The sequence below is a fragment of the Pseudomonas sp. ADAK7 genome, from assembly GCF_012935675.1.
Classification (GTDB): Bacteria; Pseudomonadota; Gammaproteobacteria; order Pseudomonadales; family Pseudomonadaceae; genus Aquipseudomonas.
Genome location: NZ_CP052861.1, coordinates 6,139,942 through 6,162,145 on the forward strand (window position 1 = coordinate 6,139,942; position 22,204 = coordinate 6,162,145).

Genomic DNA, 22,204 nt, shown 5'->3' on the forward strand with positions numbered 1-22,204 from the left:
GGCAGGGCTCTGGTTGAGGATTTACGCCAGTGTCATAGTGCGCGCCGGGCTTCGTAAAATTAATCTTCCAGAACCCTGTCATAAGGACAGCTACTGCCATGATGAATCTGATGCACTGGCGAATGGTGGTGGCGGTGGCCGATACCGGCAACATTACCCGGGCGGCCGAGCGGGTCGGCATGACCCAGTCCGGTGCCAGTCAGGCGCTGGCGCTGATCGAAGAAACCCTGGGCGTTCAACTGTTCAGCCGGGAAAACCGTCACACCCTGCCGACCGCCATCGGCCTGCCGGTGATCGAGCAAGCGCGGACCATGCTCGGCGCGTTGGAGACTATTCGCAGCACCGTCGACGCTGCGAAAGACGTCCAGCGTGGCAGCATTCGCCTGGCCAGTTTTCCCATGGTGCTGGCGACGTTTCTGCCGCCGCTGTTGCGCCAGTTCAATCGGCTCTATCCCGGCATTCAGGTGGTGGCCCTGGAAGTCAGCGACGACGAAGTGGAAACCCTGCTCGACGCCGGGCTGGTGGATGTCGGCGTGGTGCTGAACCCGGCGCCCGAGCGCCATGCCGCGCTGTTGGGCAGCGACGCCTGGGTGGCGGTGCTGCCCGGCGGCCATCCCCTGGCGCGGGGCGCGAACGAAGAAGGCCTCAGCCTCGGGCAGTTGGTGGCGCAACCCTTTGTGCTCGCCACCGGTGGCTGTTCGACCAACGCCCGCAGCCTGGCCGCCGACGCTGGTTTGCAGCTGGACGATGTCCGGGCCGAGGTCCGGGAGTGGAGCAGCGCCTTCACCCTGGTGCGGGAAAACATCGGTGTGACCCTGGTGCCAGAAATGACATTGCCGGCCAATCGCCAGGGTTTGCGGGTCGTTCCGCTGATACCACGGATCGTTCGTGAATTTGCCTTGGTGGTGGCGCCGCACAGGACACCTTCCGCCCCGGTGCAAGCGCTGCTGAGTATGCTCGCCGATCAATGATAGGCATGTGGCGCTGAACCGATTTTGTGCTGAATACTGGCCGACTAATGGCATTGCGCCGGTCATTTCACTGGCTATGCTCACCCATAACTCTCTTTTTCAGTCAAAAAAATGAATGGTTCATGACGGGGAGCGTGAGCGCCGTGACATAAGCCGCAGAGTGCGCAACCCAAGGCACCGACACTGAACAACAAGGAGCCGTGCCGTAAATGGAGTTACTTACCAAAACGTTAGGTTGGCCCACCTGGGCTATCAAGAGAAGGATGCCTTGATAAGAGCGTCGCTGCATGGACACTCCGATTGAACATCATTTATCACCTGACAAATCCTGCCCTTGGCGGGATGCGTGTGCCTGTTTCGTGGAACTTGAAAGACCGACGACTTTCATCAATCAAAAGACCGCGCTTAAGGTGATAGAGCCATGTTTAACCTACATCACAAGGCTGACTTGCTGCAGATCGAACGCTTCAATGGCGCATTGACCGAGGCCAACGCCAAGTTGGCGGCGATCAGTCGTTCGATGGCGATGATCGAGTTCAGCCCCGAAGGCATCGTGCTCGACGCCAATGAAAACTTTTGCGCCGTCATGGGCTACAGCGCCGAGGAAGTGCACGGCAAACATCATCGGATCTTTTGTGAAGAAGCGTTCTACCGCAGCGAGGAGTACGCCAAGTTGTGGCGTGACCTGGCCCGTGGCGAACCGGTCAGTGGTACCTTCCTGCGCTTGAACAAGGCGGGTCGCGAGGTGTGGCTCGAAGCCAGTTACATGCCGGTGTTCGGGCCGGATCGCCAAGTGCGGAGTGTGATCAAAGTGGCCTCGGACATCTCCGCCCGAATCCATAAAGAGCACGAAGAAGAAAGCATGCTCGCGGCCATCGGGCGCTCCATGGCGGTGATCGAATTCACCCCGGACGGTCGGGTCATTACCGCCAATGAAAACTTCCTGAAAACCATGCATTACTCGCTGGGCGAAGTCGTCGGCCAGCACCACAGCCTGTTCTGTCACCGCGCCGAAGCCGAGTCGCCGCAGTACAAGGCGTTCTGGGCGTCACTCAATCGCGGCGAATATCACTCGCACCGTTTCGAGCGCAGAGATAAACACGGTCATACGGTCTTTCTGGAGGCGTCCTACAATCCGTTGTTCGACAGCAAGGGTCGCTTGTACAAAGTGGTGAAGTTCGCCAGCGACATCACCCAGCAAGTCACCACCCTGCAAACCGCTGCGGAGTCGGCCCACAGCACTTCGGTACAAAACGACGCCTGTGCGCAGAAAGGTTCCCAGGTGGTTCAGCAAACGGTGCAGATCATCCAGGACATTTCCCGCGACCTCAACGAAGCGGCCGAGAGCATCGATGCGGTGAGCAAACAGTCCGACATCATCGGCACCATCGTCCAGACCATTCGCGGGATTGCCGACCAGACCAACCTGCTGGCGCTCAACGCCGCCATCGAAGCCGCGCGGGCGGGGGAGCATGGACGCGGGTTTGCGGTGGTCGCCGATGAAGTCCGCAGCCTCGCGGCACGCACCAGTCAGGCCACGCTGGAAATTGTCGAAGTGGTGCGCAAGAACCACGACTTGTCGTTGAGCGCGGTGTCGAGCATGCAATCAAGCCTGAGCCGCACCGGGTTAGGCGTGGAACTGGCGAACGAGGCGGGGGAGGTGATCCTGGAGATTCAACAAGGATCGCGGCATGTGGTGGATGCGATCAGCCAGTTCAACTCGACGTTGCAAATCAACTGAAAAACCGCCCCTCTAATAGACTTCAGTTTTTGAGGGGCGATTTTTATATTCGGTTTTTTTTTGGTTTTTCAGTCTTCGGCTCCTGCGGTGAGTGAAAAAGCGCCGGTGATTTTTGCGCTTTCGTTTGAGTTGTGTCGGTTGAAGACCTCAAAGCTAAAAGTACCATGTGCAAATTTTTTACTATGATCAACTTCGGTTAAAGTGATTTCGCCTTCGGGGTTAGTTCCATCCGGTACCCATGAACTGTGAGGTCGCGGGGGGTTGTAAAAGCCTGATGTTTCTCCTTTCGGTGTGAACTTGAAAGTTCCAGGTTTGATTGTGTCTTGGATATTTATCATGACCCCCCAGTATACTTTTTGCCCTTCATGGTCAACAAAATCGAATCCGCCGGCAATGAGTGCGTTTTCTGAAATGCTGAACGTCAGATCTGTCCGGGTTTGTTCATGTTGCGTTCCATCATTCTCTTTGGCGACTGCTCGAAACATTCCTATCGGTCGTTTATTACTCATAACCCTATCCTTTTGCTGTTAGGTTTTTTCCAGTAAGCCAGCATCCAATTTCCAACTGTCGAGTCGCTGTAGCGCTGTTGAGTCGGCACTTTCATGATTGGTCAGAGGGGGAGGGGTGTCTACTGTCAGAACTTACAGGTCGAGGCTTGAAAGCGGATGGATCTGACGGGCGGTCACACTGCCAAAACAAAAAGGGCCCCGAGAAGGGACCCTTTTTTTATGGGGTGATCGTGTTAAAGCGAAGCGAGGAACTTGTCGACCACCTGAGGCCCATCAGCCTTCTCGGTACTGCCGTTTTCCTTGTCAGCCTGGGCCAGTTTCATCTTGTCCTGGATGCGCTCGGCGATTTCTTTGCCAATCGCCAGTTGTTGCGCCGGCGGCATGGCTTGCAGTTGATCTTCGGTGATGCCCATTTCTTTCAGGATACTGTCGCGCAGCCGCTGTTCCGGCGTTTTGCTCATGTAGTCCTTGAAGTCGGCCATGGCCGAGCTGTCGGTGGATTTGGTCTTGTTATCGTCCGGGACGGATGCTTGCAGGCCCACGCGGGTTTTCGCGAACGCTTCGTCAACGTTGTCGCTGATGGTGCTCGCCGCGCTGACTTGCTGGGTGGCGTTGTTCAGGCCGGACGACTGCACATTGGTGCTGTCCTGCTTGATTTGCGCGACGGTGTTTTGCGCGTTCTGGATCAAACCACTGTACAGCGCGCTCGCGGCGGCCGTGGTCGGGTCCATGTCGGTGCGCTGGGTCTTTTGAACGATGGAAGCTTGATGGGCACTGACCAGCATGATGGATAAACCTGTAGGTAATTGCTGTTGAGTCTGTAAGAGCAATTAGCGTGCCGCTGCTGAAAGCCCCTGTTTACGGGGCGACTCAGCAGCGGCGGCGGTCAGAACTTGCCGCTGGGCGGCAGACGGCAACCGCTTCAACGGTGAGCGATGTTTTCCAGCGCCAGGTTGCGGGTTCTCGGACCGAAGTAACCGATGGTGATCATCACGATCAACATGCTGCTGACGATGAACGCCAACACCCCTGGTGTGCCGAAGTGTTCGAGAAAAATCCCGATCAGCAAGCTGCTGAACACCGTCGACAAACGACTGAACGAATAACAGAAACCCACGGCCCTGGCGCGGATGTTGGTGGGGAACAGTTCGCTTTGGTAGGAGTGGTAGGCGAAGCTCAGCCAGGCGTTGCAGAAGGTGATCATCACCCCGCAGACGATCAGCCCGACCGCGCTGGTTTGCAGGGCGAACAGCGTACCGAAGGTCATGGCGCCGAGGGCCGAGCCGACGATCTGCCATTTATTCTCGAAACGGTTGGCGAACTTCACAAACATCAACGGCCCGAGCGGGTAGGCCAGGGTGATGATGAAGGCGTACATCAGGCTGTGAGTCACGCTCACGCCCTGGCCGGACAGCAACGCTGGCAACCAGTTGCCGAACCCGAAGAACCCGATGGCCTGGAACACATGGAACACGATCAGCATCAGCGCCCGGCGGCGATAAGGTGGCTGCCAGATATCGGCGAAGCGGCCGCTGCCCTGAATATCCACCGCGGCGAGTTCCGGCTCATCCAGCGCCTTGCCCTGATCCTTCACGCAACGCGCTTCGATGGTGTCGAGAATCCGGCTGGCCTCGTCGAAACGACCCTGCTGGGCCAACCAGCGCGGCGACTCCGGCAAGCGTGAGCGCAGCCACCAGATAAACAGCGCAAACACCGCACTCGCCAATACCACCCAGCGCCAGCCCGACACGCCGAAGGGGTCCTGCGGCACCAGCCACCAGGACATCAACGCCACCGCCGGCACCGACAGAAACTGCACGAAAAATGCGAAGGCGAATGCCGAACTGCGCATGCGTTTGGGCACCAGTTCCGAGAGGTAGGCGTCGATGGTCACTAACTCGATGCCCAGACCGATGCCGACCAGAAAGCGCATGCCGATAATGCCCAGCGCCGAACTCTGTACGCCCATGGCCACGGTGGCGACCGTGTACCAGATCAACGCAAAGGTGAAGATCGCGCGGCGGCCGAAGCGGTCAGCCAAGGGACTGAGCAAACTTGCGCCGAGGAACAAACCAAGAAACGTCGCCGAGGCAAACGCCGCCTGATCGGAGAATCCGAACACACCCTGGCTGCCGGTAGCGAAGATGCCATCGCGGATCAGGCCGGGGCTGATGTAGGCGGTCTGGAACAAATCGTAGAGTTCGAAGAAACCGCCAATCGAGAGCAACGCCACCAGTTTCCAGATTGTGGAAACGGCCGGGAGTCGGTCGATGCGGGCGGATATCCGGGCGGCGCGAACAGGGTCGATACCGTCGGTTTGAACAGCGGTGGGGGCGTGGGCAGGCATGGGCTGATCCGATTCTTGTCGAAGCGGAAGCTTAGCCTGCTATCGGAAATATTGGGTTGCGAATCTTTGCCGCTTTACGCAGAGATTCGCCGAGTTATTGCAAAAACGGCTTGGGTTTTAGGGGTTTATGGCGCGATCGGAAGATCAAACTCGCGAAACGCATCATCCACCGGCAAGTAACCCAGCACCCGCGTGGTCTCGCTGAGGTCCAGGCGCTTGAAACGGTTGTTGGATATCCCGTGGGCAATCAGGTGTTGCACGCCTTCGACTTCCACCGCGCGTTGCAGCAATTGCACGGCATCACGCGGGCTGAGCCAGGCGCTCAAGTCGCGGGCGTTGGTCAGCTCGTGGCGGTCCGGAAATTCGAAGGCGCCGATGCGAATGGCGATGGTCGAGAGCCCGCGTTTGGCGGCGTAGAACCCGCACAACGCCTCGCCATAACATTTGCTGACGCCATACAGATTGGCCGGCATCACCTGCATGCCCGGGGTGATCTGCCGATCCACCGGATAGCCTTCGATGGTTTGCGCGCTGCTGGCGAACACCAGTCGCTTGCAGCCGGCGGCGACTGCCGCTTCGAACAGGTAAGTCGTGGCGAGAATGTTGTTGGGCAGCAACTCATCGAAAGTCGCCGTGGCGTGGGGGATGCCGGCGAGGTGGACGATGACGTCAATGCCTTTGAGCACTTCTTCGATTGCCTTGGGATCGGCCATGTCCAGGCGTACGAAATGATGGGGCGCCTCGACCGCGAAGTCGGGTTCGACGCGGTCGGTCAGAACGAAGGTGTAGCGGTCTTTCGACGCTTCGAAAAAGGTCTTGCCAATTCTGCCGCAGGCACCGGTCAGCAGCACGTTGAGTCCGTTCATGAATCTCTCTTTTTTTTGGGGGGAGGGGCTAAGCCAGTCCGTTAAGCCGTAACGCGATCTGTAGCAGCTGGCGAAGCCTGCGTCCGGCTGCGCAGCAGTCGTAAAACCAGTGCGCGCGATTCTCCTGAAGAAACGCGTCGGCTGATTTCACGACTGCTGCGCAGCCGGACGCAGGCTTCGCCAGCTGCTACAAAGAAGGTGTTGCGCATGAAGCATTCTTAACTGATCGGTATTGGAAAGAGAAGGCGTTGTTCTGAGGCTACGGCAATCCATTGCAACCATGTTTCAGAAACCCCGGGCGCTGGGCCAGCCGTTGGAAATACTCGTCAACGGCGGGGAAGTCCGGCCGCTCCATCGGCGTCATCAGCCAGCGGTTCACCGACAGGCCGATCACAATGTCCGCCAGGGTAAAACGTGGCCCGGCGACATAGGCTTTGGTGGCCTTGAGCTGCTGCTCAAGGATGGCCATCTTGTGATTCCAGTCGTTAACGCCGACGGCAATCTGGTGCGGGTCCTGGAACTCCGGATCCTTGCGCACCAGTGCGGTGAACGCATATCCCCAGGACCGATTGAGCTCGGTCGCTTGCCAATCCATCCACTGTTCCACCCGCGCACGAGCGGCGGGTTCGCCGGGCAGCAATTCGTGGTTGTGATGCTTGCCGGCCAGATACCGGCAAATGGTATTGGATTCCCACAACACCCCGGCGTCATCGATGATCACCGGCACCTGAGCGTTGGGATTGAGGCGGGTGAACTCGGGGCTGTGGGTCGAGGCATAACCGCTGCCCCAATCCTCACGCTCGTAGGAAACGCCCAATTCCTCACAAGTCCACAGGACTTTTCGGACGTTGATGGACGAAGCCTTACCGAGAATCTTCAGTGCATGTTCCATGGAGCTACTCCTTTAGCGAATCGACGCCTCGGGAATCTACCACTAAGCGGGATCCGGCAGCGCCGACGCTGGCAAACCAAACGTGCGATCAAACAACCAGTTGAAGGCGAAGGTGTAGCACGGGATGAGCAGGATCAGCGCCAAGTCCAGCAGAAATGCCTGCACCAGGCTGATGTTCATCCACCAGGCGATCAACGGGATGAGGAACACAATCAAGGTTAGTTGAAAACCCACGGCATGGGCGATGCGCCGTCTGACGGTGCGGGTGCGCGAAGGTTGGCGGCTTTCCCAGCGTTCGAACAATGAGGTGAAGATGAAATTCCAGGTCACGGCGATGGTGGTGATGAACACCGCCAGCGGGCCGGTGCTATGCGGTGAAGTGCCGGACAGCAGCGCCAGGCCGAGGGCCGAGAGGGTCATGCCGATGGCTTCGTACAGCGACACGTAGAGCAGTTTGCGTTTAACGCCTTGCATGGGGTTTTTGCCTCTTTCTTGCGAACTTGAGCCAGCAGCACTGGCGAAGGCGACGAAAGATAGCTTCAATAGCGCTGACAGAAAAAGTCAGTAGCTTTCAGTTTTATTGATAGGACGGCGAATGAACTTCAACAGCGACAGCATCGAATTGTTTCTCGCGGTGATCGAGCGCGGCTCGTTTTCCGCGGCTGCCAGGGCATTGGGCAAAGTGCCGTCGGCGGTGAGCATGGGCATCGGCAATCTCGAAGCCGAACTCGGTTATCCGCTGTTCGACCGCAGCCACCGCGAACCGGTGCCGACGGCCATGGCCAGCGCCCTGGTGCCCCACGCACGGCTGATTTTTGAACAGCTCAAACAGTTGCAGGTGCACGCGGTCGAGTTGTCGTTGGGGTTGGAAAGCAAGTTGTCGATCGGGGTGGTGGCTGACATCGATAAGAGCCGTTTAATGACGGCGATCAAAGTCATTGCCGAGCGTCATCCACTGCTGGAAGTCGAAGTGCTCAGCGCGCCGCAGGATGATGTGCTGGCGCTGCTGCACAGCGGTCGAGTCAGCGTGTGCCTGGCGTACGCCGGGTTGAGCATGAACGTGCTGGAGCGTTTTCAGTTTGTCGGCACGGAGCGGATGATCGCCACGTTGGCGGCAGACAATTCGCTGTTCCAGGGGCAGGATTTATTTCTCGAAGACCTGGTGCATGTACGGCAGATCATCGTCGCCAGCCGCGACTTGCCGATCAGCGAAACCCGGCCGTTGGTGGCCGAATCCTATTGGCGTACGGACACCTTGAGCGCTGCTTTGGAGATGGTCGAGGCGGGATTGGGCTGGGGCAATTTTCCGTTGTCGGTGGTGCAGCCGTTGCTCGATGCCGGAAGGCTCAAACGCCTGCGCTTCAGGAACATCGAGAATGGCCTGGTGTTGCCGGTGCATGCGGTTTGGCTCAAGAGTCAGCCGTTGCAGAAAGGCGCGTTGGCCTTTGTTGGCCTCATGTCCGGCGGATGATCGTTCCCACGCTCTGCGAGGGAATGCCTCAACGGACGCTCCGCGTTCGGCTCTGGATGGGACGCGGAGCGTCCCGGGCTGCATTCCCACGCCGAGCGTGGGAACGATCAGGCTACGTACTCTCGCGCACCTTCAACTCAAACCCCATGTCCTGCACCGGTTTGGCCACCGCATTACCCGCCATCAACGTCAGCATCTGCTCCGCTGCGCGCCGGCCTATCGCCTCGCGCGGGGTGCTGATGCTGCTCAGGCGCGGCACCATGTGCGCCGAGGCCGGCAGGTCGTTGAAGCCGAGGATCGCCACTTGCTCGGGGATCTTGATCCCGCAGCGCATGGCTTCAAGCAGTGCGCCCTGAGCCAGGTCGTCGTTGCCGAAGAAGATTGCATCGACCTCGGGATGAGTGGCCAGGAGTTGCAGGAACAACTCGCCGCCCAAACCGACGGAAGACGCACGGGGCGTCAGCACTTCCAGGTCCGGGTCGTACAAACCGGCCTTTTGCAGGGCTTTGCGGAAGCCTTCACCACGCAGCAACGTGCGTTGATCGAGCTGCGCGCCGATGTAGGCCAGGCGCTTACGACCACGGGACAACAAATGCTCGGCCGCCGTTTCGCCGGCCGCCAGTTGCGAAAACCCCACGCAATTAAGGCCCGCCGCGCTGTCCAGTTCCATCATGTACACGCAGGGAATGTTGCTCGCCTCGATCATCCGCCGTGAGCTTTCGGTGCGGTCGAAACCGGTCAGCAACAAGCCGCGGGGTTGATAGGCCATGTAGTTGCGCAGCAGGTTTTCTTCTTCATCGCGCGAGTAATGGAAGTTACCGATCAGCACTTCAAAGCCCTTGGGGCGCAAAACCTGATGAATGGCTTCCAGGGTGTCGATGAACAGCAGGTTGGACAGCGACGGCACCAGCACCACCACCGAATGGCTCTGGGCCGAGGCCAGCGCGCGGGCGGCGGGGTTGACCACGTAATTCAGTTCAGCCGCGGCTTTCTGCACCTTTTCCACCAGTTCGGTGGCCACCGTGCTGACCCCGCGCAAGGCCCGGGAGGCGGTGATTGGGCTGACGCCGGCCAGGCGCGCGACTTCGTTGAGGGTAGGGCGGCCAGTGGTTCGTGTATTTTTATCGTTTTTAGGGGTGGTCATCGGGGCGGCTTGCCAAACAAAATTCAAGGCACTAAGGTAGCGCTGTCCCGAAGCAGCTGCAAATGCGTAAGCGAGTTTTGCCTGAACCTCGCTTTTTGGCCTCGTGAGCGAACATGCTGCAACCCACAAAAATGACAAGAAGGCGTCGGCAACTTCTACTTTTGCACTAGAGTTTCACGTAGCAAAGGTAGCGCTGTCTGCGCGCTGAGGTGTTTCATGAATCATCCCATCACCGCCCTGGTTATCATGGGCGTTGCCGGTTGTGGCAAGACTTGCGTCAGCGAAGCCTTGTGCCAGCTCAGCGGCGCGACTGCCATTGAAGGCGACACTTTCCACCCTGCCGCCAATATCGAAAAGATGAGCGCGGGAATCCCCCTGAACGACGAAGACCGTGCCGGCTGGCTCGACAGCCTGTGCGATGAATTGCGCCGCGTCGACGCCCAGGGCCAACGCCCGGTGTTGACCTGTTCGGCCCTCAAACACAGTTATCGCGAAGTGCTGCGCAGTGCCTTGCCGGGCCTGGGCTTCGTGTTCCTTGAGCTGACCCCTGAAGTCGCCGCCGAGCGTGTATCTCACCGTCCGGGCCACTTCATGCCGTCCACCTTGATCGACAGTCAGTTCGCCACTCTTGAGTCGCCTGTGGGCGAGCCGTTGACCCTGGCCCTCGACGCCTCGAATCACAGCGTCGACGAGTTGGCGCAACAGGCGCAAGCCTGGTGGTTGAAACACGGTTTGAAACTCACCGGTTAAGTCTTGCTCCAAGAGATAGCGCTGTCCTGATTGCTTTTGAATAATTGCTTTCATAACAACAACAAACAGGAGTCACCCCCCCATGTTTGGCATGTCCCACGAGTCGTTCCTGCTGCTAGACGCAGTGGTCACAGTGATCGGACTTATCGTCCTGATCACTAAGTTCAAGATTCACCCGTTCATTGCCCTGATCATCGCCGCCGCCTTCCTCGGGCTGACCTCCGGCATGCCGATCGGCACCGTCATCAAGGCGTTCCAGGACGGCTTCGGTGGTGTGCTCGGTTTCGTTGGGATCATCCTGGCGCTGGGCACGATGCTCGGCAAAATGATGGCTGAGTCGGGCGGGGCGGATCAGATTGCCCAGACCCTGATTCGCGCGTTCGGCAAGGACAAGGTGCAGTGGGCGATGATGTTCGCGGCCTTCCTGGTCGGCATTCCGCTGTTCTTCGAAATCGGCTTCGTGCTGTTGATCCCGCTGGTGTTCATCGTTGCCCGGCGCACCGGCGTGTCGATCATCAAGATCGGTATCCCGCTGCTGGCCGGTCTGTCGGCGGTACACGGCCTGGTGCCGCCGCACCCGGGCCCGTTGCTGGCCATCGGCGTGTTCGGTGCCGACATCGGTAAAACCATTCTGTATGGCCTGATCGTTGCGCTGCCGACCGCCATTATTGCCGGTCCGATCTTCGGTACGTTCATTGCCAAGTACATTCCAGGCCATGCCAATCAGGAATTGGTCGATCAACTGGTGCGCGAGGAGGAGGCGAGCAACCTGCCGAGCTTCGGCATCACCCTGGTCACCGTGTTGCTGCCGGTGTTCCTGATGTTGCTCAAGACGTTTGCCGACGTGGTACTGCCGGAAGGTAATTTCGCGCGCTCGTTCATGGACCTCATCGGTCACCCGATCTCCGCGCTGCTGCTGGCGTTGCTGCTGTCGCTGTACACCTTTGGCTACAAGCAGGGCATGGGCTCGAACACCATTCTTAAATTGCTCGACGCCAGCCTGGCGCCAACCGCCGCGATCATCCTGATCATCGGTGCCGGTGGTGGCTTCAAGCAGATGCTGGTGACCAGCGGTGTGGGTGACGTGATCGGCCACATGGCGGTCAACGCACAGATCTCGCCGATCCTGCTGGCCTGGCTGGTGGCGGCGGTGATTCGCGTAGCGACCGGTTCGGCCACCGTGGCGACCATTACTGGCGCGGGCATTGTGGTGCCGGTGGTGGGGATGATTCCAGGCGTGAACCTTGAGTTGCTGGTGCTGGCCACCGGTGCCGGTTCGCTGGTGCTGTCTCACGTCAACGACGCGGGTTTCTGGCTGGTCAAGCAGTACTTCAACATGACCGTGCTGGAAACCTTCAAGACCTGGACGGCGATGGAAACCATCCTGTCCGTGGTCGCGCTGGGCTTTATCCTGCTGCTGTCGCTGTTCGTCTAAGCACCTCACACCGATCGTTCCCACGCTCTGCGTGGGAATGCCGCCATGGACGCTCCGCGTCCACTGTGACGCGGAGCGTCACGGGATGCATTTCCACGCGGAGCGTGGAACGATCAGGCACAAAAAAACCGCAGCGATGCGGTTTTTTTGTGTCTGCTGAATAATCAGGCGTTGGTTTTTGCGACTAACCCATCCGCCCGAAACATCCCGCGAATCCCGCGCACGGCCTGACGAATCCGGTCCTGGTTTTCGATCAGCGCAAAGCGCACGTGATCATCCCCGTATTCCCCGAATCCTACGCCCGGCGAGACGCAGACCTTCGCTTCAGCGAGCATTTTCTTGGCGAATTCCAGCGAGCCCAAGTGCGCGTAAGCCTCGGGAATCTTCGCCCAGACGTACATCGACGCTTTCGGGTTTTCGACCATCCAGCCCAATTCATGCAGGCCTTTGACCAGCACGTTGCGCCGCTGGCGATACTGCTCGGCGATGTCTTTGACGCACTGCTGATCGCCTTCCAGCGCCGCAATCGCCGCAACCTGCAACGGCGTGAACGTGCCGTAGTCGTGGTAGCTCTTGATCCGCGCCAGGGCGTTGACCAGTTCGGCGTTGCCGACCATGAAGCCAATGCGCCAGCCGGCCATGTTGTAGCTCTTGGACAGGGTGAAAAACTCCACCGCGATGTCCTTGGCGCCCGGCACTTGCATGATCGACGGGGCTTTCCAGCCGTCGTAGACGATGTCGGCGTAGGCCAGGTCGTGCACGACCAAAACGTCGTACTGCTTGGCGAGAGCGATCACCCGTTCGAAGAAGTCCAGCTCCACGCATTGCGCGGTCGGGTTCGACGGGAAGCCGAGGATCATCATCTTCGGTTTCGGGATCGAACCGCGAATCGCGCTTTCCAGTTCGGCGAAGAAGTCCACGCCCGGAATCAGCGGCACCGACCGCACCTGGGCGCCGGCAATCACGGCACCGTAGATGTGAATCGGGTAGCTGGGGTTGGGCACCAGCACGGTGTCGCCCTGGTCGAGGGTGGCCAGCATCAAGTGCGCCAGGCCTTCCTTGGAACCGATGGTCACGATGGCTTCGGTTTCCGGGTCGATGTCGACCGCGTAGCGATCCTTGTACCAATTGGAAATCGCCCGGCGCAGGCGCGGAATGCCTTTGGACGTCGAATAACCGTGGGTGTCTTCGCGCTGGGCGACAGTCACCAGTTTTTCGACGATGTGCGGCGGGGTCGGGCCATCAGGGTTGCCCATGCTGAAGTCGATGATGTCTTCGCCACGACGACGGGCGGCCATCTTCAGCTCGGCAGTGATGTTGAATACGTAAGGGGGGAGTCGATCTATGCGCGCAAAGCGGCGCGGCGAACCTGGGTTAGCCATTGTTGCCTCGGTAACGTGAGCGCCCGGAACCGTCCGAGCGACGCTGGCCACTGCGGTGGCCTGTGGCGGAATGTAAGGGCTGATGTGGCAAACTGTCCAGCGTCTGTGTAAACAAAAATTTCCGAAGGAAACGGGTTGATGGAATTTAGCAGTGGCTTCTTGCTGAGCCTTTCGCTGTGCCTGGACATTGGCGTGGCCAACATCGCAATGATCACGTTGGCCATGCAACGCGGCTATTTTCAAGGCTTTGCCCTGGGGTTGGGGACCTGCGTCGGCGACCTGATCTACGCCGTGCTGGCCCTGGCCGGGATGACCGTCTTGCTGCAATACGAAACCGTGCGCTGGGTGCTGTGGATCGGCGGTTCGGCGTTGTTGCTGTACTTCGCGGCGAAGATGATTTACTCGGCGATTCACCACGAAGCGGTACTGGCTCAAGGCGCGGAGGTGGGAAACAACTCCCATCGGCGTGAGTTTTTTCGCGGCATCTTCCTCGCCATGTCCTCGCCCAGCGCGATTCTGTGGTTTGCGGCGGTGGGCGGCACCCTGATCGCCCGTTCCGGCGGCGGTGGCGCCCTCAGTTCGGCGTTGTTCCTTGGCGGTTTCCTGTGCGCTGGAGTGTTGTGGTGCGTCGCGTTGTGCTTCGCTGCAAGCCACGGCGGCAAGTTGCTGGGGGACAAGCTACTGCGTTACTCCTACATGGCATCGGCGGCGATCTTCTGCTATTTCGCGGTCTACGTGATCCTATCGGGCTACAACGAGTTTATCGGCAAGGCTGCCGTCGGGCAGCTTCCCGGGCTCTGAGTGGGCGAATCGGGTTTGGCTTCTATACTCCCAGCCGAACCCACTTTTTTTGTACCAGGAGTTGAGTCATGGATGAGCAATCAGGCGTTAAACCGGCCGAGCCACGTTTTGAGAGTGGGCATTTCCTGCTCATTGCCGGGCTTGGCGGACGATTTACCCAGGAAACATCGAAACAGATCCCCGACCTCTGGGAGAAATTCATTCCCGAGATCGGCAAGATTCCAGGGCAAAAAAGCGAAGTGACCTACGGCATCTGCTGCAATCCCGACGGCATGGGTGGGTTCGAATACATCGCCGGCGTGGAAATCAGCAAACTCGACGACCTGCCCGAGAAATACCGCTGGGTCGAGGTTCAGCCCCAACACTATGCGGTGTTCGAACACAAAGGCTCGCTGGACACCTTGCCCGAGACCTTTCAGTACATCTGGAAAACCTGGCTGCCACAGTCCGGTCGCGCCGCGGCGGACGCCCCGGAGTTCGAGCGCTACAGCGAGGACTTCGACCCGAAGCTCAATACCGGTGTGCTGGAAATCTGGTTGCCACTCAAACCCGAATGATCGCAGCGAGAGGCGGACCCCGCGTCCGCCTCTCGACTCGTCATTTACCCTGCTTCATCCGTCGCGCCCGCAACAGGTCGATGGACAAGGTAACGAAGCCAAACGCGCTGATGCCCAACAGCATAAGAAGGCCGATCTGAACGCTGCTCATGGTGTGTTCCCCTATGGATGATCAGAGACAGGGCCTATCAATAATCCCCTTCGCTGAGCAATAAAAGCGCCTATACGCAGGCTTTACGGCGCCAACGGTGATCGATATGAACACCTTATTCCTCTATCATCGGCCACCTTTCCAACGCTGAATCCGAGTTGCCATGAACACCGTCATCCGCCACGTCACCCCTGCTGATCTGGACCGCTGCTACGCCATCGAAACCGTGGCCTACGAAGGCGACGAAGCCGCCACCCGGGAAAAAATCGCCACCCGCATCGCCACCTGGCCCGAAGGGTTCATCGTGGCTGAAGTCGATGGCGTTGTAGCCGGTTTCATCAATTCCGGTGCGGCGTTTGAAGTGGAAATGTCGGACGAAGCCTTCAAGGAACTGATCGGCCACGACCCGAAAGGCCCGCACGTGGTGATCATGTCGGTGGTGGTGCACCCGGATTATCAGGGGCAGGGCTTGGCGAAGCGCTTGATGGGCGAGTTCATCGAGCGCATGCGCGGGATGGGTAAGGCCAGCATTCACTTGATGTGCAAGGAACGGCATATTCCGCTGTATGCCGGGTTCGGGTTTGCCTACATCAAGCCATCCGCGTCGGACCATGGCGGGATGGCGTGGCATGAGATGGTGCTTGAGCTCTGATTTATTCGGTCCCGCGAAGGCGATCGGAAGATCTCAATCTCTAATAGAGACTATCGCGCACCCGCGTCGGCGCTTCCCGGTCATATGTCTCGGCATCAAACTCCCCATCGTTCAAGCGCTTGTGAAACGCCCCCGCCGTCGGCAGGGCAGAGCGGTCCAGATAGCGTTCCGGGTTCCACAGCTGCGAACGCACAATCGCTTTGGAGCAGTGGAAATACGCCGCCTCCACCGTCACCAGCAGCACCGTGCGCGCCGGTTTGCCGTTGACGGCGAAACTCTCCAGCAGCGCAGGTTCGGCGCTGATCTGCGCGGTGCCGTTGACGCGCAAGGTCTCGCCGATCCCCGGGATGATGAACAGCAGCGACACCCGCGAATCGAGCACCACGTTGCGCAGGGTGTCGATGCGGTTGTTGCCCGGACGATCCGGGATCGCCAGGGTGCGTTCATCGATGATCCGCACAAACCCCGGCGCATCGCCCCGGGGTGAGCCATCCATGCCGTCCGGGCCGACCGAGCTGATGATGATCAGCGGCGAGGCGCGAACCATCGCTTGATAGTCCTCGTTCAGAAACGGGATCTGCTTGCGCACGGCGCGGTCGTGGGGTTGGCCGTAAATGGCTTCCAGTGCTTCGATCGAATTCACCATCGTTATTCCCTCAACGATTCAAAAAACCAAACCCATCCGCCGTTCGTAACCGATGCGGCCCTTGTACGCCTCGCCGCTGTCGACGAAGCCGTATTTTGTGTACAGCGCGATGGCTGATTCATTGTCGGCATCGACCGACAATTCCAGCCCCTTTATTTCCGGGAACACCTGGCGTGCGGCAGCCGGCAGTGCTTGCAAACAGGCCTTGCCATACCCTTTGCCCTGGGCGCGTTGATCGACTTGCAAGGCGTGCAACGTGGCGCTGTGTTCATTCGCCCAGGCCGGTAATGCCGGTGGGCGCTTGAGCAGCAGGAACGCCACGGGAATGTCCTCGACCAGCAAGGCAAAGCCTTTTACGCCGGGACCGGGTTTGGACAGTAGGCTGTGCAACGCACCGTGGATGTCGCCGCTAAACTTGATCTGTTCCTGATGAACTTCGATGGCCTCGACCTGCCGGCACTGTTGCGCGTTCAGGCTTTCGTAAGGCACGAGTCGAGCGGTCATGGGTGGTGTCCTTTTCCGAAATTTCCCACATGAATGTGCGACGCGGATTCTAGACAAATTGTTTCAGTGATAATTTTTTATTTCAGCTGTCGATTCAACGTTACGCCGAACGACTAAGGGTGTCTTCACAACAAAAACCACGGAGAACCTTCATGAACGCGCAAACCCAAATCCATAGCCTGATCGAAAGCTACCGCCAGGCTGTCATGGCCAAGGACGTGGAAAAAGTCATGGCGCTGTATGCCGACGACATCGTCTCCTTCGACGCGGTCAAGGCCCTGCAATTCAAAGGCAAAGCGGCGTACCGCGCGCACTGGCAGGAATGCATGGAAATGTGCCCCGGCCCGCACATCTTCGAATTCCACGAGATCGACATCGCGCCTTCGCAAGAGATCGCCTTCGCCCACTGGCTGGCCCGGTGCGGCGGCACCAACGACAAGGGCGAAACCCAGGCCTGCTGGATGCGCGTAACCCAGTGCTACCGGCAAGAGGCGGGGCTGTGGCAGATCGTCCACGAACACTGGTCGGCACCGTTCGACATGACCAGCGGCGCCGCTCTGTTCGAGCTTAAGCCCTGATCGTCGGAAAAGAAGCCGTAACGCCAAACAGCAGCCATAGTTGATCAGCCGATCACGGAGCGTCCCATGAAATACCTATGCCTGGTTTACAGCAACGAACAGGCGTTGCATTCGCTGCCCGACAGCCCGGAAGACGCCGAGTGCATGGCCTACGCCGAGTCGATCCAGGGCAGCGGCCGGATGATCGCCGCCGAAGCGCTGGAGTCGGTGCAGACCGCCACCACCGTGCGTATGCGCAACGGTAAGTTGTCGATCACCGACGGCCCGTTCGCCGAAACCAAGGAGCAGTTGGCCGGCTTCTACCTGATCGATGCCAAGGACCTCAACGAAGCCATCCAGGTCGCCGGCGACATCCCGGCGGCCCGGGTCGGCTGTGTCGAGGTGCGTCCCGTTCGCCAGTTGAATCCCTGAACAATCAAAACAAACAGGAGAGCTGCATGAGCCCGCAACCCTTTAAAAAACAGCCTGCCGAATTCGAACTGTCCATCAGCCGCTTGATCGACGCGCCGCGCCGTAAGATTTTCCGCGCCTGGACCGAGCCGGCCTTGCTCGTGCAGTGGTGGGGGCCCCACGGCATGACCACACCGGAGTGCGAAATGGACCTGTGGGTCGGCGGCCAGTTTCGCACCCTGATGCGCGCCCCGGACGGCAGCGAGTACCCGACCATGGGTGTGTTCCTGGAGATCGTCGCACCGGAGCGGCTGGTGTTTACCGACGCGTTTATTCCTGGCTGGATTCCGTCAGGCAAACCGTTCATGAGCGCCGAAGTGACCCTCGAAGACCGGGACGGCAAAACCCTCTACACCGCCCGCGCCATGCACTGGAGCGAAGAGGATCGCCAGGCGCATGAAGCCATGGGTTTTCATGACGGTTGGGGGCAGAGCCTCGACCGCTTGGTGACATTGGTGACCGAAGGCATGCCGGACTGATGTCCGGCGAGTCGGTCAAGGCCAGGGTCGAGCAGGTTTACCGCGAAGACTCGCGGCGGATTCTCGCGACGCTGATCCGTTTGCTTGGCGATTTCGACCTCGCCGAGGAGGCCTTGCACGAGGCGTTCTTCGTCGCGGTCGAGCGTTGGCAGCGGGACGGTGTGCCGGACAATCCGCGCACCTGGCTGGTGTCCACCGGGCGCTTCAAAGCGATTGATGTGTTGCGCCGACGCGGGCGTTTCAAGGCGTCGCAGCCGTTGCTGATTGCTCAACTGGAAGAGCTGGAGCAGGCCGACTGGAGTGACGAAGACGTGGAAGACGATCGCCTGCGCCTGATCTTCACCTGCTGTCACCCGGCGCTTGCGGCGGATGCCCAGGTGCCACTGACCCTGCGGGAAGTCTGCGACCTGACCACGGAAGAAATCGCCCGCGCCTTTCTCTCGGCGCCGGCCACCATCGCCCAGCGCATTGTGCGGGCCAAAGCGAAAATCCGTGACGCGAAAATCCCTTATCAAGTGCCATCGCTGGGCGAATTGCCCGAACGCCTCGACAGCGTATTACGGGTGATTTACCTGGTGTTCAACGAGGGGTACTCGGCCTCTGTCGGCGCCGAACTGACCCGCGAAGACCTGACCCGTGAAGCGATTCGCCTCGGGCGCTTGTTGATGGAGTTGTTGCCGGAACCTGAGGTGATGGGATTGCTGGCGCTGATGTTGTTGCACGAGTCGCGGCGCCCGGCCCGGACTTCGGACACCGGCGAGTTGATCCTGCTGGATGAACAGGACCGCTCATTGTGGGACGCCGGGATGATTGCCGAAGGCTGCGCGCTGGTGGAGCGCGCGCTGACCCTGCGACGCTTCGGGCCTTACTGCCTGCAAGCGGCGATCGCGGCGGTGCACGCCGAGGCCGTGACGGCGGGGCAGACGGATTGGCCGCAGATTGTCGGCCTGTATGACTTGCTGCTGCGGGCGGTGCCATCGCCGGTGATCGAACTGAACCGTGCGGTGGCGCTGGCCATGCGCGATGGGCCGTTGGCGGGGTTGACGGTGGTGGAAGAGATTTTGGCGCGCGGGGAGTTGCTGGATTACCACCTGGCGCATTCGGCGCGGGGGCAGTTTTGTCGGCAGTTGGGGCGGGTGGAAAAGGCGCGGGCGGCGTATCGGCGAGCGCTTGAGTTGACGCAGCAGGAGCCGGAGCGGCGGTTTATCGAGGGGCGCCTGCAAGAATTGAAATGACCGATCGTTCCCACGCGGAGCGTGGGACCGATCAAACCCTACACGCGAGGTTTACCTGAAACACCGCGTTGTCTGATTTCACGACGGCTTCGCCGCCGAACGCTGCCTCGCGGTGCTCGACAGCTGCTACGAGGGGTGTGCGTTTTATTCCAGCATTTTGCTCAATAACCAACTCCCCGCCGGCCCCGGCGGGTGCAGCCGTGACCACAGCGCATCGACATACACCGGTTTCGGCCAGCCGCGCACCTCCAATTCCACCAATGACCCCGCGCCAAACCGTCCCACCAGCCAGCGCGGCAGCGGCGCCCAGCCGAACCCGCCCTGGGCCATTTCCAGCAGCATCAGGTAACTCGGCGCCGACCACACCCGGCCCTTCGCCCGGCTTTCATACGGATTGACGATAGTCGCCAGGCGCAACTCACGATGCTGCTGCAACACTTCCTGATCGATCCCGCTCTGCGTTGCCAACGGGTGCGTATGAGAGACGAACAGTGCAATGTCCGTGCGCTCATCGACGGTCGAACTGACCAGGTCCGGCGGATAACTGTCCTGCATTTCGGCGAAGGCAACATGCGCTCGCCCGCGTTGCACCAACGCCACCAGGTCATCGCATTCGGCGATCAGGCATTCCAGCTCCAGGTCCGGATAACGCTGCTCGAAGGCACTGAGCGCCGCTTCGAAACGGTCGGATTGATAGGTGTCGGAAATCGCCACCGTCAACTTCGCCTCGACCCCTTGGGACAATTGGCTGGCGGTCATTTCCAAACGACTGGTGGCGGCGAGGATGTCCTCGGCCCGTTGCAGCATCACGTGCCCGGCCGGGGTCAGGCTCGGTTTGCGGCTGCTGCGGTCGAACAGGGTCAGGTTGAGGTCGATTTCCAGGCTCGCCACCGCCGCGCTGATGGTCGACTGACTGCGCCCGAGTTTGCGTGCCGCCGCAGAAAACGAACCTTGGGTCGCGGCTTGGACAAACGCCAGCAACACTTCGTGAGAGGCCATGAACTATCGCCTTGATCGATGGTTATTGATTATTAAGTATCGGTGTGCTGACAGATCATGGCAACCACAGTCACTCAGGAGTCTGGCCATGAACGCCAACAAATCCATTACTGAACGTATTTTCCAGGCCGTCGGTTTCGAACTGTTGGCCGTGTTGATCTGCACCCCGTTGCTGGCTTGGATCATGGATAAACCGATGCTGGAAATGGGCGTCGCCACCGTGGCCATCGCCGCCCTGGCCCTGGGCTGGAACGTGGTGTTCAACGGGTTTTTTGACCGCTTGCTCAAGCGCTATGAAATCGTGCGCAACGCCTGGGTGCGGGTGGTGCATGCGCTGTTGTTCGAGGGCGGCTTGATCGTGATGGGCGTGCCGCTGATTGCCTGGTGGCTGAGCGTCAGCCTGTGGCAGGCGTTCCTGCTGGACATCGGTGTGCTGCTGTTCTTCCTGCCCTACACCTATGTTTACCACTGGGGGTATGACGTGGTGCGGGAGCGGTTGGTCTTGCGCTCTTCTTGCCAGGGCTAACGATCACGGCTTGGTAGCAGCTGTCGAGCCCCGCGAGGCAGCGTTCGGCGGCGCAGCCGTCGTGAAATCAGGCTATGCGGTATGTCTGGCAGACCGCGTACGCAGGGTTTGCGACGGCTTCGCCGCCGAACGCTGCCTCGCGGTGCTCGACAGCTGCTACAAGGGGCTTGTCGCTCCGTTACACAACTCACTCACAAACCCCAAAAACGCCCGCACCTTCGCCGCCGGCAAATGCCGCGACGGGTACAACGCATACAACGGAAACCGCTCATCCGGCCAATCGGGGAACAACTCCACCAACCTACCTTCCGCCAACGCCGGAGCAATCCCCAAATCCAGCACTTGGGCAATCGCCTCGCCACTTTCGCACACGCTGTGCAACGTCCCCACATCATTGACCAACAACCGACAATGCGGCTGCACATGCAGCACCGCGCGCCCCGGGCGATGAAATTCCCAGCCAAATGGGCGCGCCGTTTGCGGATCGCGAAACTGCACGCACGTGTGTCGCTCGTCTTCCATATCCAATGGCGCCAACGGTCGTCCGTGGCGCTTCAAGTACGCCGGCGACGCCAGCGTCAGCACCCGCACCTCCAACAACTTGCGCGCCACCAGCGATGACGACTGCGGATGGCCGAAACGCACCGCCAGATCAAATCCTTCCGCCACCATGTCCCCGAGCTGATCGCGGGTTTGCAACTCCAGGTACAGCTCGGGATAGCGCGCCATGAACTGCCCCAGCTTCGGCCCGAGGATCAGCCGCGAAAAATACGGGTCCATGTTCACCCGCAGCCGTCCGCGCACCTGGGTGGCGCTGGTCGAGGCCGAGTTGGCTGCTTCTTCCAGACTGGCCAGCAACGGCGCGATTTCACCATGGAAGCGCCGACCTTCATCGGTCAGCGTGACCGTACGCGTGGTGCGATCAAACAGGCGAATGCCCAGGCGTTTTTCCAATCGGGCGATGGCGCGGCTGACACCCGACGGCGTCAGTTCCAGCGCCTCGGCCGCCCGCACGAAACTGCCGCCATCGACCACCGCGCTGAACACGCCCATGCCGCTGGCAAGGCTCGCATCAAAACTCATTGATGACTCCAGATCATTTGTCCAATGACATTCAT

General features: G+C 59.7%; 24 protein-coding genes and 2 pseudogenes. 14 read left to right on the top strand and 12 right to left on the bottom strand.

Going from position 1 to position 22,204, the window contains the following annotated elements; genetic code table 11:
- Positions 1-98: 98 nt before the first annotated feature.
- The 3 genes and pseudogenes from HKK53_RS28170 to HKK53_RS33110 all read left to right on the top strand — a co-directional run.
- Entirely contained in the window at positions 99-971 is an 873-nt protein-coding gene (locus HKK53_RS28170) for a LysR family transcriptional regulator (protein ID WP_169373466.1), read from the top strand.
- Between the two features lie 421 nt (positions 972-1,392).
- Positions 1,393-2,169 (top strand): annotated as a pseudogene (locus HKK53_RS33105) (PAS domain-containing protein); the annotation flags it as partial.
- Positions 2,170-2,286: 117 nt separating this feature from the next.
- Positions 2,287-2,712, top strand: a pseudogene (locus HKK53_RS33110) (methyl-accepting chemotaxis protein); the annotation flags it as partial.
- A gap of 68 nt (positions 2,713-2,780) precedes the next feature.
- Here the strand turns inward: HKK53_RS33110 and HKK53_RS28180 are convergent.
- From HKK53_RS28180 to HKK53_RS28205, 6 genes are all read right to left on the bottom strand, one after another.
- Positions 2,781-3,221 (bottom strand): hypothetical protein, encoded by a 441-nt coding sequence (locus tag HKK53_RS28180; protein WP_169373468.1) that lies wholly within the window; start codon positions 3,219-3,221, stop codon positions 2,781-2,783.
- 233 nt (positions 3,222-3,454) lie between these two features.
- Entirely contained in the window at positions 3,455-4,006 is a 552-nt protein-coding gene (locus HKK53_RS28185; RefSeq protein WP_169373469.1) for a hypothetical protein, read from the bottom strand.
- A gap of 137 nt (positions 4,007-4,143) precedes the next feature.
- Complete coding sequence (locus tag HKK53_RS28190; RefSeq protein ID WP_169373470.1) at positions 4,144-5,568, bottom strand: MFS transporter; 1,425 nt, start codon at positions 5,566-5,568, stop codon at positions 4,144-4,146.
- 125 nt (positions 5,569-5,693) lie between these two features.
- The gene (locus HKK53_RS28195) at positions 5,694-6,434 is read right to left on the bottom strand and encodes an NAD-dependent epimerase/dehydratase family protein (RefSeq protein WP_169373471.1); all 741 of its coding nucleotides are present in this window, start codon (positions 6,432-6,434) and stop codon (positions 5,694-5,696) included.
- Positions 6,435-6,693: 259 nt separating this feature from the next.
- Positions 6,694-7,326 carry a glutathione S-transferase family protein gene (locus HKK53_RS28200; protein WP_169373472.1) on the bottom strand — a complete coding sequence of 211 codons (633 nt, stop codon included), beginning with the start codon at positions 7,324-7,326 and terminating at the stop codon, positions 6,694-6,696.
- 42 nt (positions 7,327-7,368) lie between these two features.
- Positions 7,369-7,800: a PACE efflux transporter gene (locus HKK53_RS28205; protein ID WP_169373473.1), complete on the bottom strand. Its 432-nt coding sequence runs from the start codon at positions 7,798-7,800 to the stop codon at positions 7,369-7,371.
- A 121-nt stretch (positions 7,801-7,921) separates the two neighbouring features.
- Between HKK53_RS28205 and HKK53_RS28210 the strand changes: the two genes are divergently transcribed.
- Positions 7,922-8,797 (top strand): LysR family transcriptional regulator, encoded by an 876-nt coding sequence (locus HKK53_RS28210; protein ID WP_169373474.1) that lies wholly within the window; start codon positions 7,922-7,924, stop codon positions 8,795-8,797.
- A 112-nt stretch (positions 8,798-8,909) separates the two neighbouring features.
- Here the strand turns inward: HKK53_RS28210 and HKK53_RS28215 are convergent, their stop codons facing one another.
- Positions 8,910-9,941, bottom strand: coding sequence for a LacI family DNA-binding transcriptional regulator (locus HKK53_RS28215; RefSeq protein ID WP_169373475.1), 1,032 nt, complete (start codon positions 9,939-9,941; stop codon positions 8,910-8,912).
- A gap of 216 nt (positions 9,942-10,157) precedes the next feature.
- On the opposite strand from HKK53_RS28215, the gene HKK53_RS28220 reads away from it, so the two are divergent.
- Both HKK53_RS28220 and HKK53_RS28225 read left to right on the top strand, forming a co-directional pair.
- Positions 10,158-10,691 carry a gluconokinase gene (locus HKK53_RS28220; protein ID WP_169373476.1) on the top strand — a complete coding sequence of 178 codons (534 nt, stop codon included), beginning with the start codon at positions 10,158-10,160 and terminating at the stop codon, positions 10,689-10,691.
- 82 nt (positions 10,692-10,773) lie between these two features.
- Positions 10,774-12,126, top strand: coding sequence for a GntP family permease (locus tag HKK53_RS28225; RefSeq protein ID WP_169373477.1), 1,353 nt, complete (start codon positions 10,774-10,776; stop codon positions 12,124-12,126).
- Positions 12,127-12,290: 164 nt separating this feature from the next.
- Here HKK53_RS28225 and alaC read toward each other — a convergent pair whose 3' ends face one another.
- Positions 12,291-13,508: an alanine transaminase gene (gene alaC, locus HKK53_RS28230; protein ID WP_169373478.1), complete on the bottom strand. Its 1,218-nt coding sequence runs from the start codon at positions 13,506-13,508 to the stop codon at positions 12,291-12,293.
- Positions 13,509-13,646: 138 nt separating this feature from the next.
- Here alaC and HKK53_RS28235 point away from each other — a divergent pair, with 138 nt between their 5' ends.
- From HKK53_RS28235 to HKK53_RS28245, 3 genes are all read left to right on the top strand, one after another.
- Positions 13,647-14,309: a LysE family translocator gene (locus HKK53_RS28235; protein ID WP_123514240.1), complete on the top strand. Its 663-nt coding sequence runs from the start codon at positions 13,647-13,649 to the stop codon at positions 14,307-14,309.
- A gap of 68 nt (positions 14,310-14,377) precedes the next feature.
- Positions 14,378-14,866 (top strand): GyrI-like domain-containing protein, encoded by a 489-nt coding sequence (locus tag HKK53_RS28240; RefSeq protein WP_169373479.1) that lies wholly within the window; start codon positions 14,378-14,380, stop codon positions 14,864-14,866.
- A 314-nt stretch (positions 14,867-15,180) separates the two neighbouring features.
- Positions 15,181-15,669 carry a GNAT family N-acetyltransferase gene (locus tag HKK53_RS28245; RefSeq protein ID WP_169373480.1) on the top strand — a complete coding sequence of 163 codons (489 nt, stop codon included), beginning with the start codon at positions 15,181-15,183 and terminating at the stop codon, positions 15,667-15,669.
- 40 nt (positions 15,670-15,709) lie between these two features.
- Here HKK53_RS28245 and HKK53_RS28250 read toward each other — a convergent pair whose 3' ends face one another.
- Positions 15,710-16,315, bottom strand: coding sequence for a pyridoxamine 5'-phosphate oxidase family protein (locus HKK53_RS28250; protein WP_169373481.1), 606 nt, complete (start codon positions 16,313-16,315; stop codon positions 15,710-15,712).
- Positions 16,316-16,333: 18 nt separating this feature from the next.
- Positions 16,334-16,819, bottom strand: a complete 486-nt coding sequence (locus HKK53_RS28255; protein WP_169373482.1) for a GNAT family N-acetyltransferase — start codon at positions 16,817-16,819, stop codon at positions 16,334-16,336.
- 152 nt (positions 16,820-16,971) lie between these two features.
- Here HKK53_RS28255 and HKK53_RS28260 point away from each other — a divergent pair, with 152 nt between their 5' ends.
- The 4 genes from HKK53_RS28260 to HKK53_RS28275 all read left to right on the top strand — a co-directional run bounded on the left by HKK53_RS28260 (position 16,972) and on the right by HKK53_RS28275 (position 19,561).
- The gene (locus HKK53_RS28260) at positions 16,972-17,397 is read left to right on the top strand and encodes a YybH family protein (RefSeq protein ID WP_169373483.1); all 426 of its coding nucleotides are present in this window, start codon (positions 16,972-16,974) and stop codon (positions 17,395-17,397) included.
- A 66-nt stretch (positions 17,398-17,463) separates the two neighbouring features.
- Positions 17,464-17,808 (top strand): YciI family protein, encoded by a 345-nt coding sequence (locus HKK53_RS28265; protein WP_054044847.1) that lies wholly within the window; start codon positions 17,464-17,466, stop codon positions 17,806-17,808.
- 26 nt (positions 17,809-17,834) lie between these two features.
- Complete coding sequence (locus HKK53_RS28270; protein WP_149657815.1) at positions 17,835-18,326, top strand: SRPBCC family protein; 492 nt, start codon at positions 17,835-17,837, stop codon at positions 18,324-18,326.
- Positions 18,326-19,561: an RNA polymerase sigma factor gene (locus HKK53_RS28275; protein ID WP_169373484.1), complete on the top strand. Its 1,236-nt coding sequence runs from the start codon at positions 18,326-18,328 to the stop codon at positions 19,559-19,561. Before HKK53_RS28270 ends, HKK53_RS28275 begins: the two co-directional genes overlap by 1 nt.
- A 144-nt stretch (positions 19,562-19,705) precedes the next feature.
- On the opposite strand, the gene HKK53_RS28280 is transcribed toward HKK53_RS28275, so the two are convergent.
- Complete coding sequence (locus HKK53_RS28280; RefSeq protein ID WP_169373485.1) at positions 19,706-20,560, bottom strand: LysR family transcriptional regulator; 855 nt, start codon at positions 20,558-20,560, stop codon at positions 19,706-19,708.
- Positions 20,561-20,648: 88 nt separating this feature from the next.
- Here HKK53_RS28280 and HKK53_RS28285 point away from each other — a divergent pair, with 88 nt between their 5' ends.
- Positions 20,649-21,086 carry a multidrug/biocide efflux PACE transporter gene (locus HKK53_RS28285; protein ID WP_169373486.1) on the top strand — a complete coding sequence of 146 codons (438 nt, stop codon included), beginning with the start codon at positions 20,649-20,651 and terminating at the stop codon, positions 21,084-21,086.
- Positions 21,087-21,242: 156 nt separating this feature from the next.
- Here HKK53_RS28285 and HKK53_RS28290 read toward each other — a convergent pair whose 3' ends face one another.
- On the bottom strand, positions 21,243-22,169 hold the full coding sequence (locus HKK53_RS28290; protein ID WP_169373487.1) for a LysR family transcriptional regulator: 927 nt from the start codon (positions 22,167-22,169) through the stop codon (positions 21,243-21,245).
- Positions 22,170-22,204: the final 35 nt, after the last annotated feature.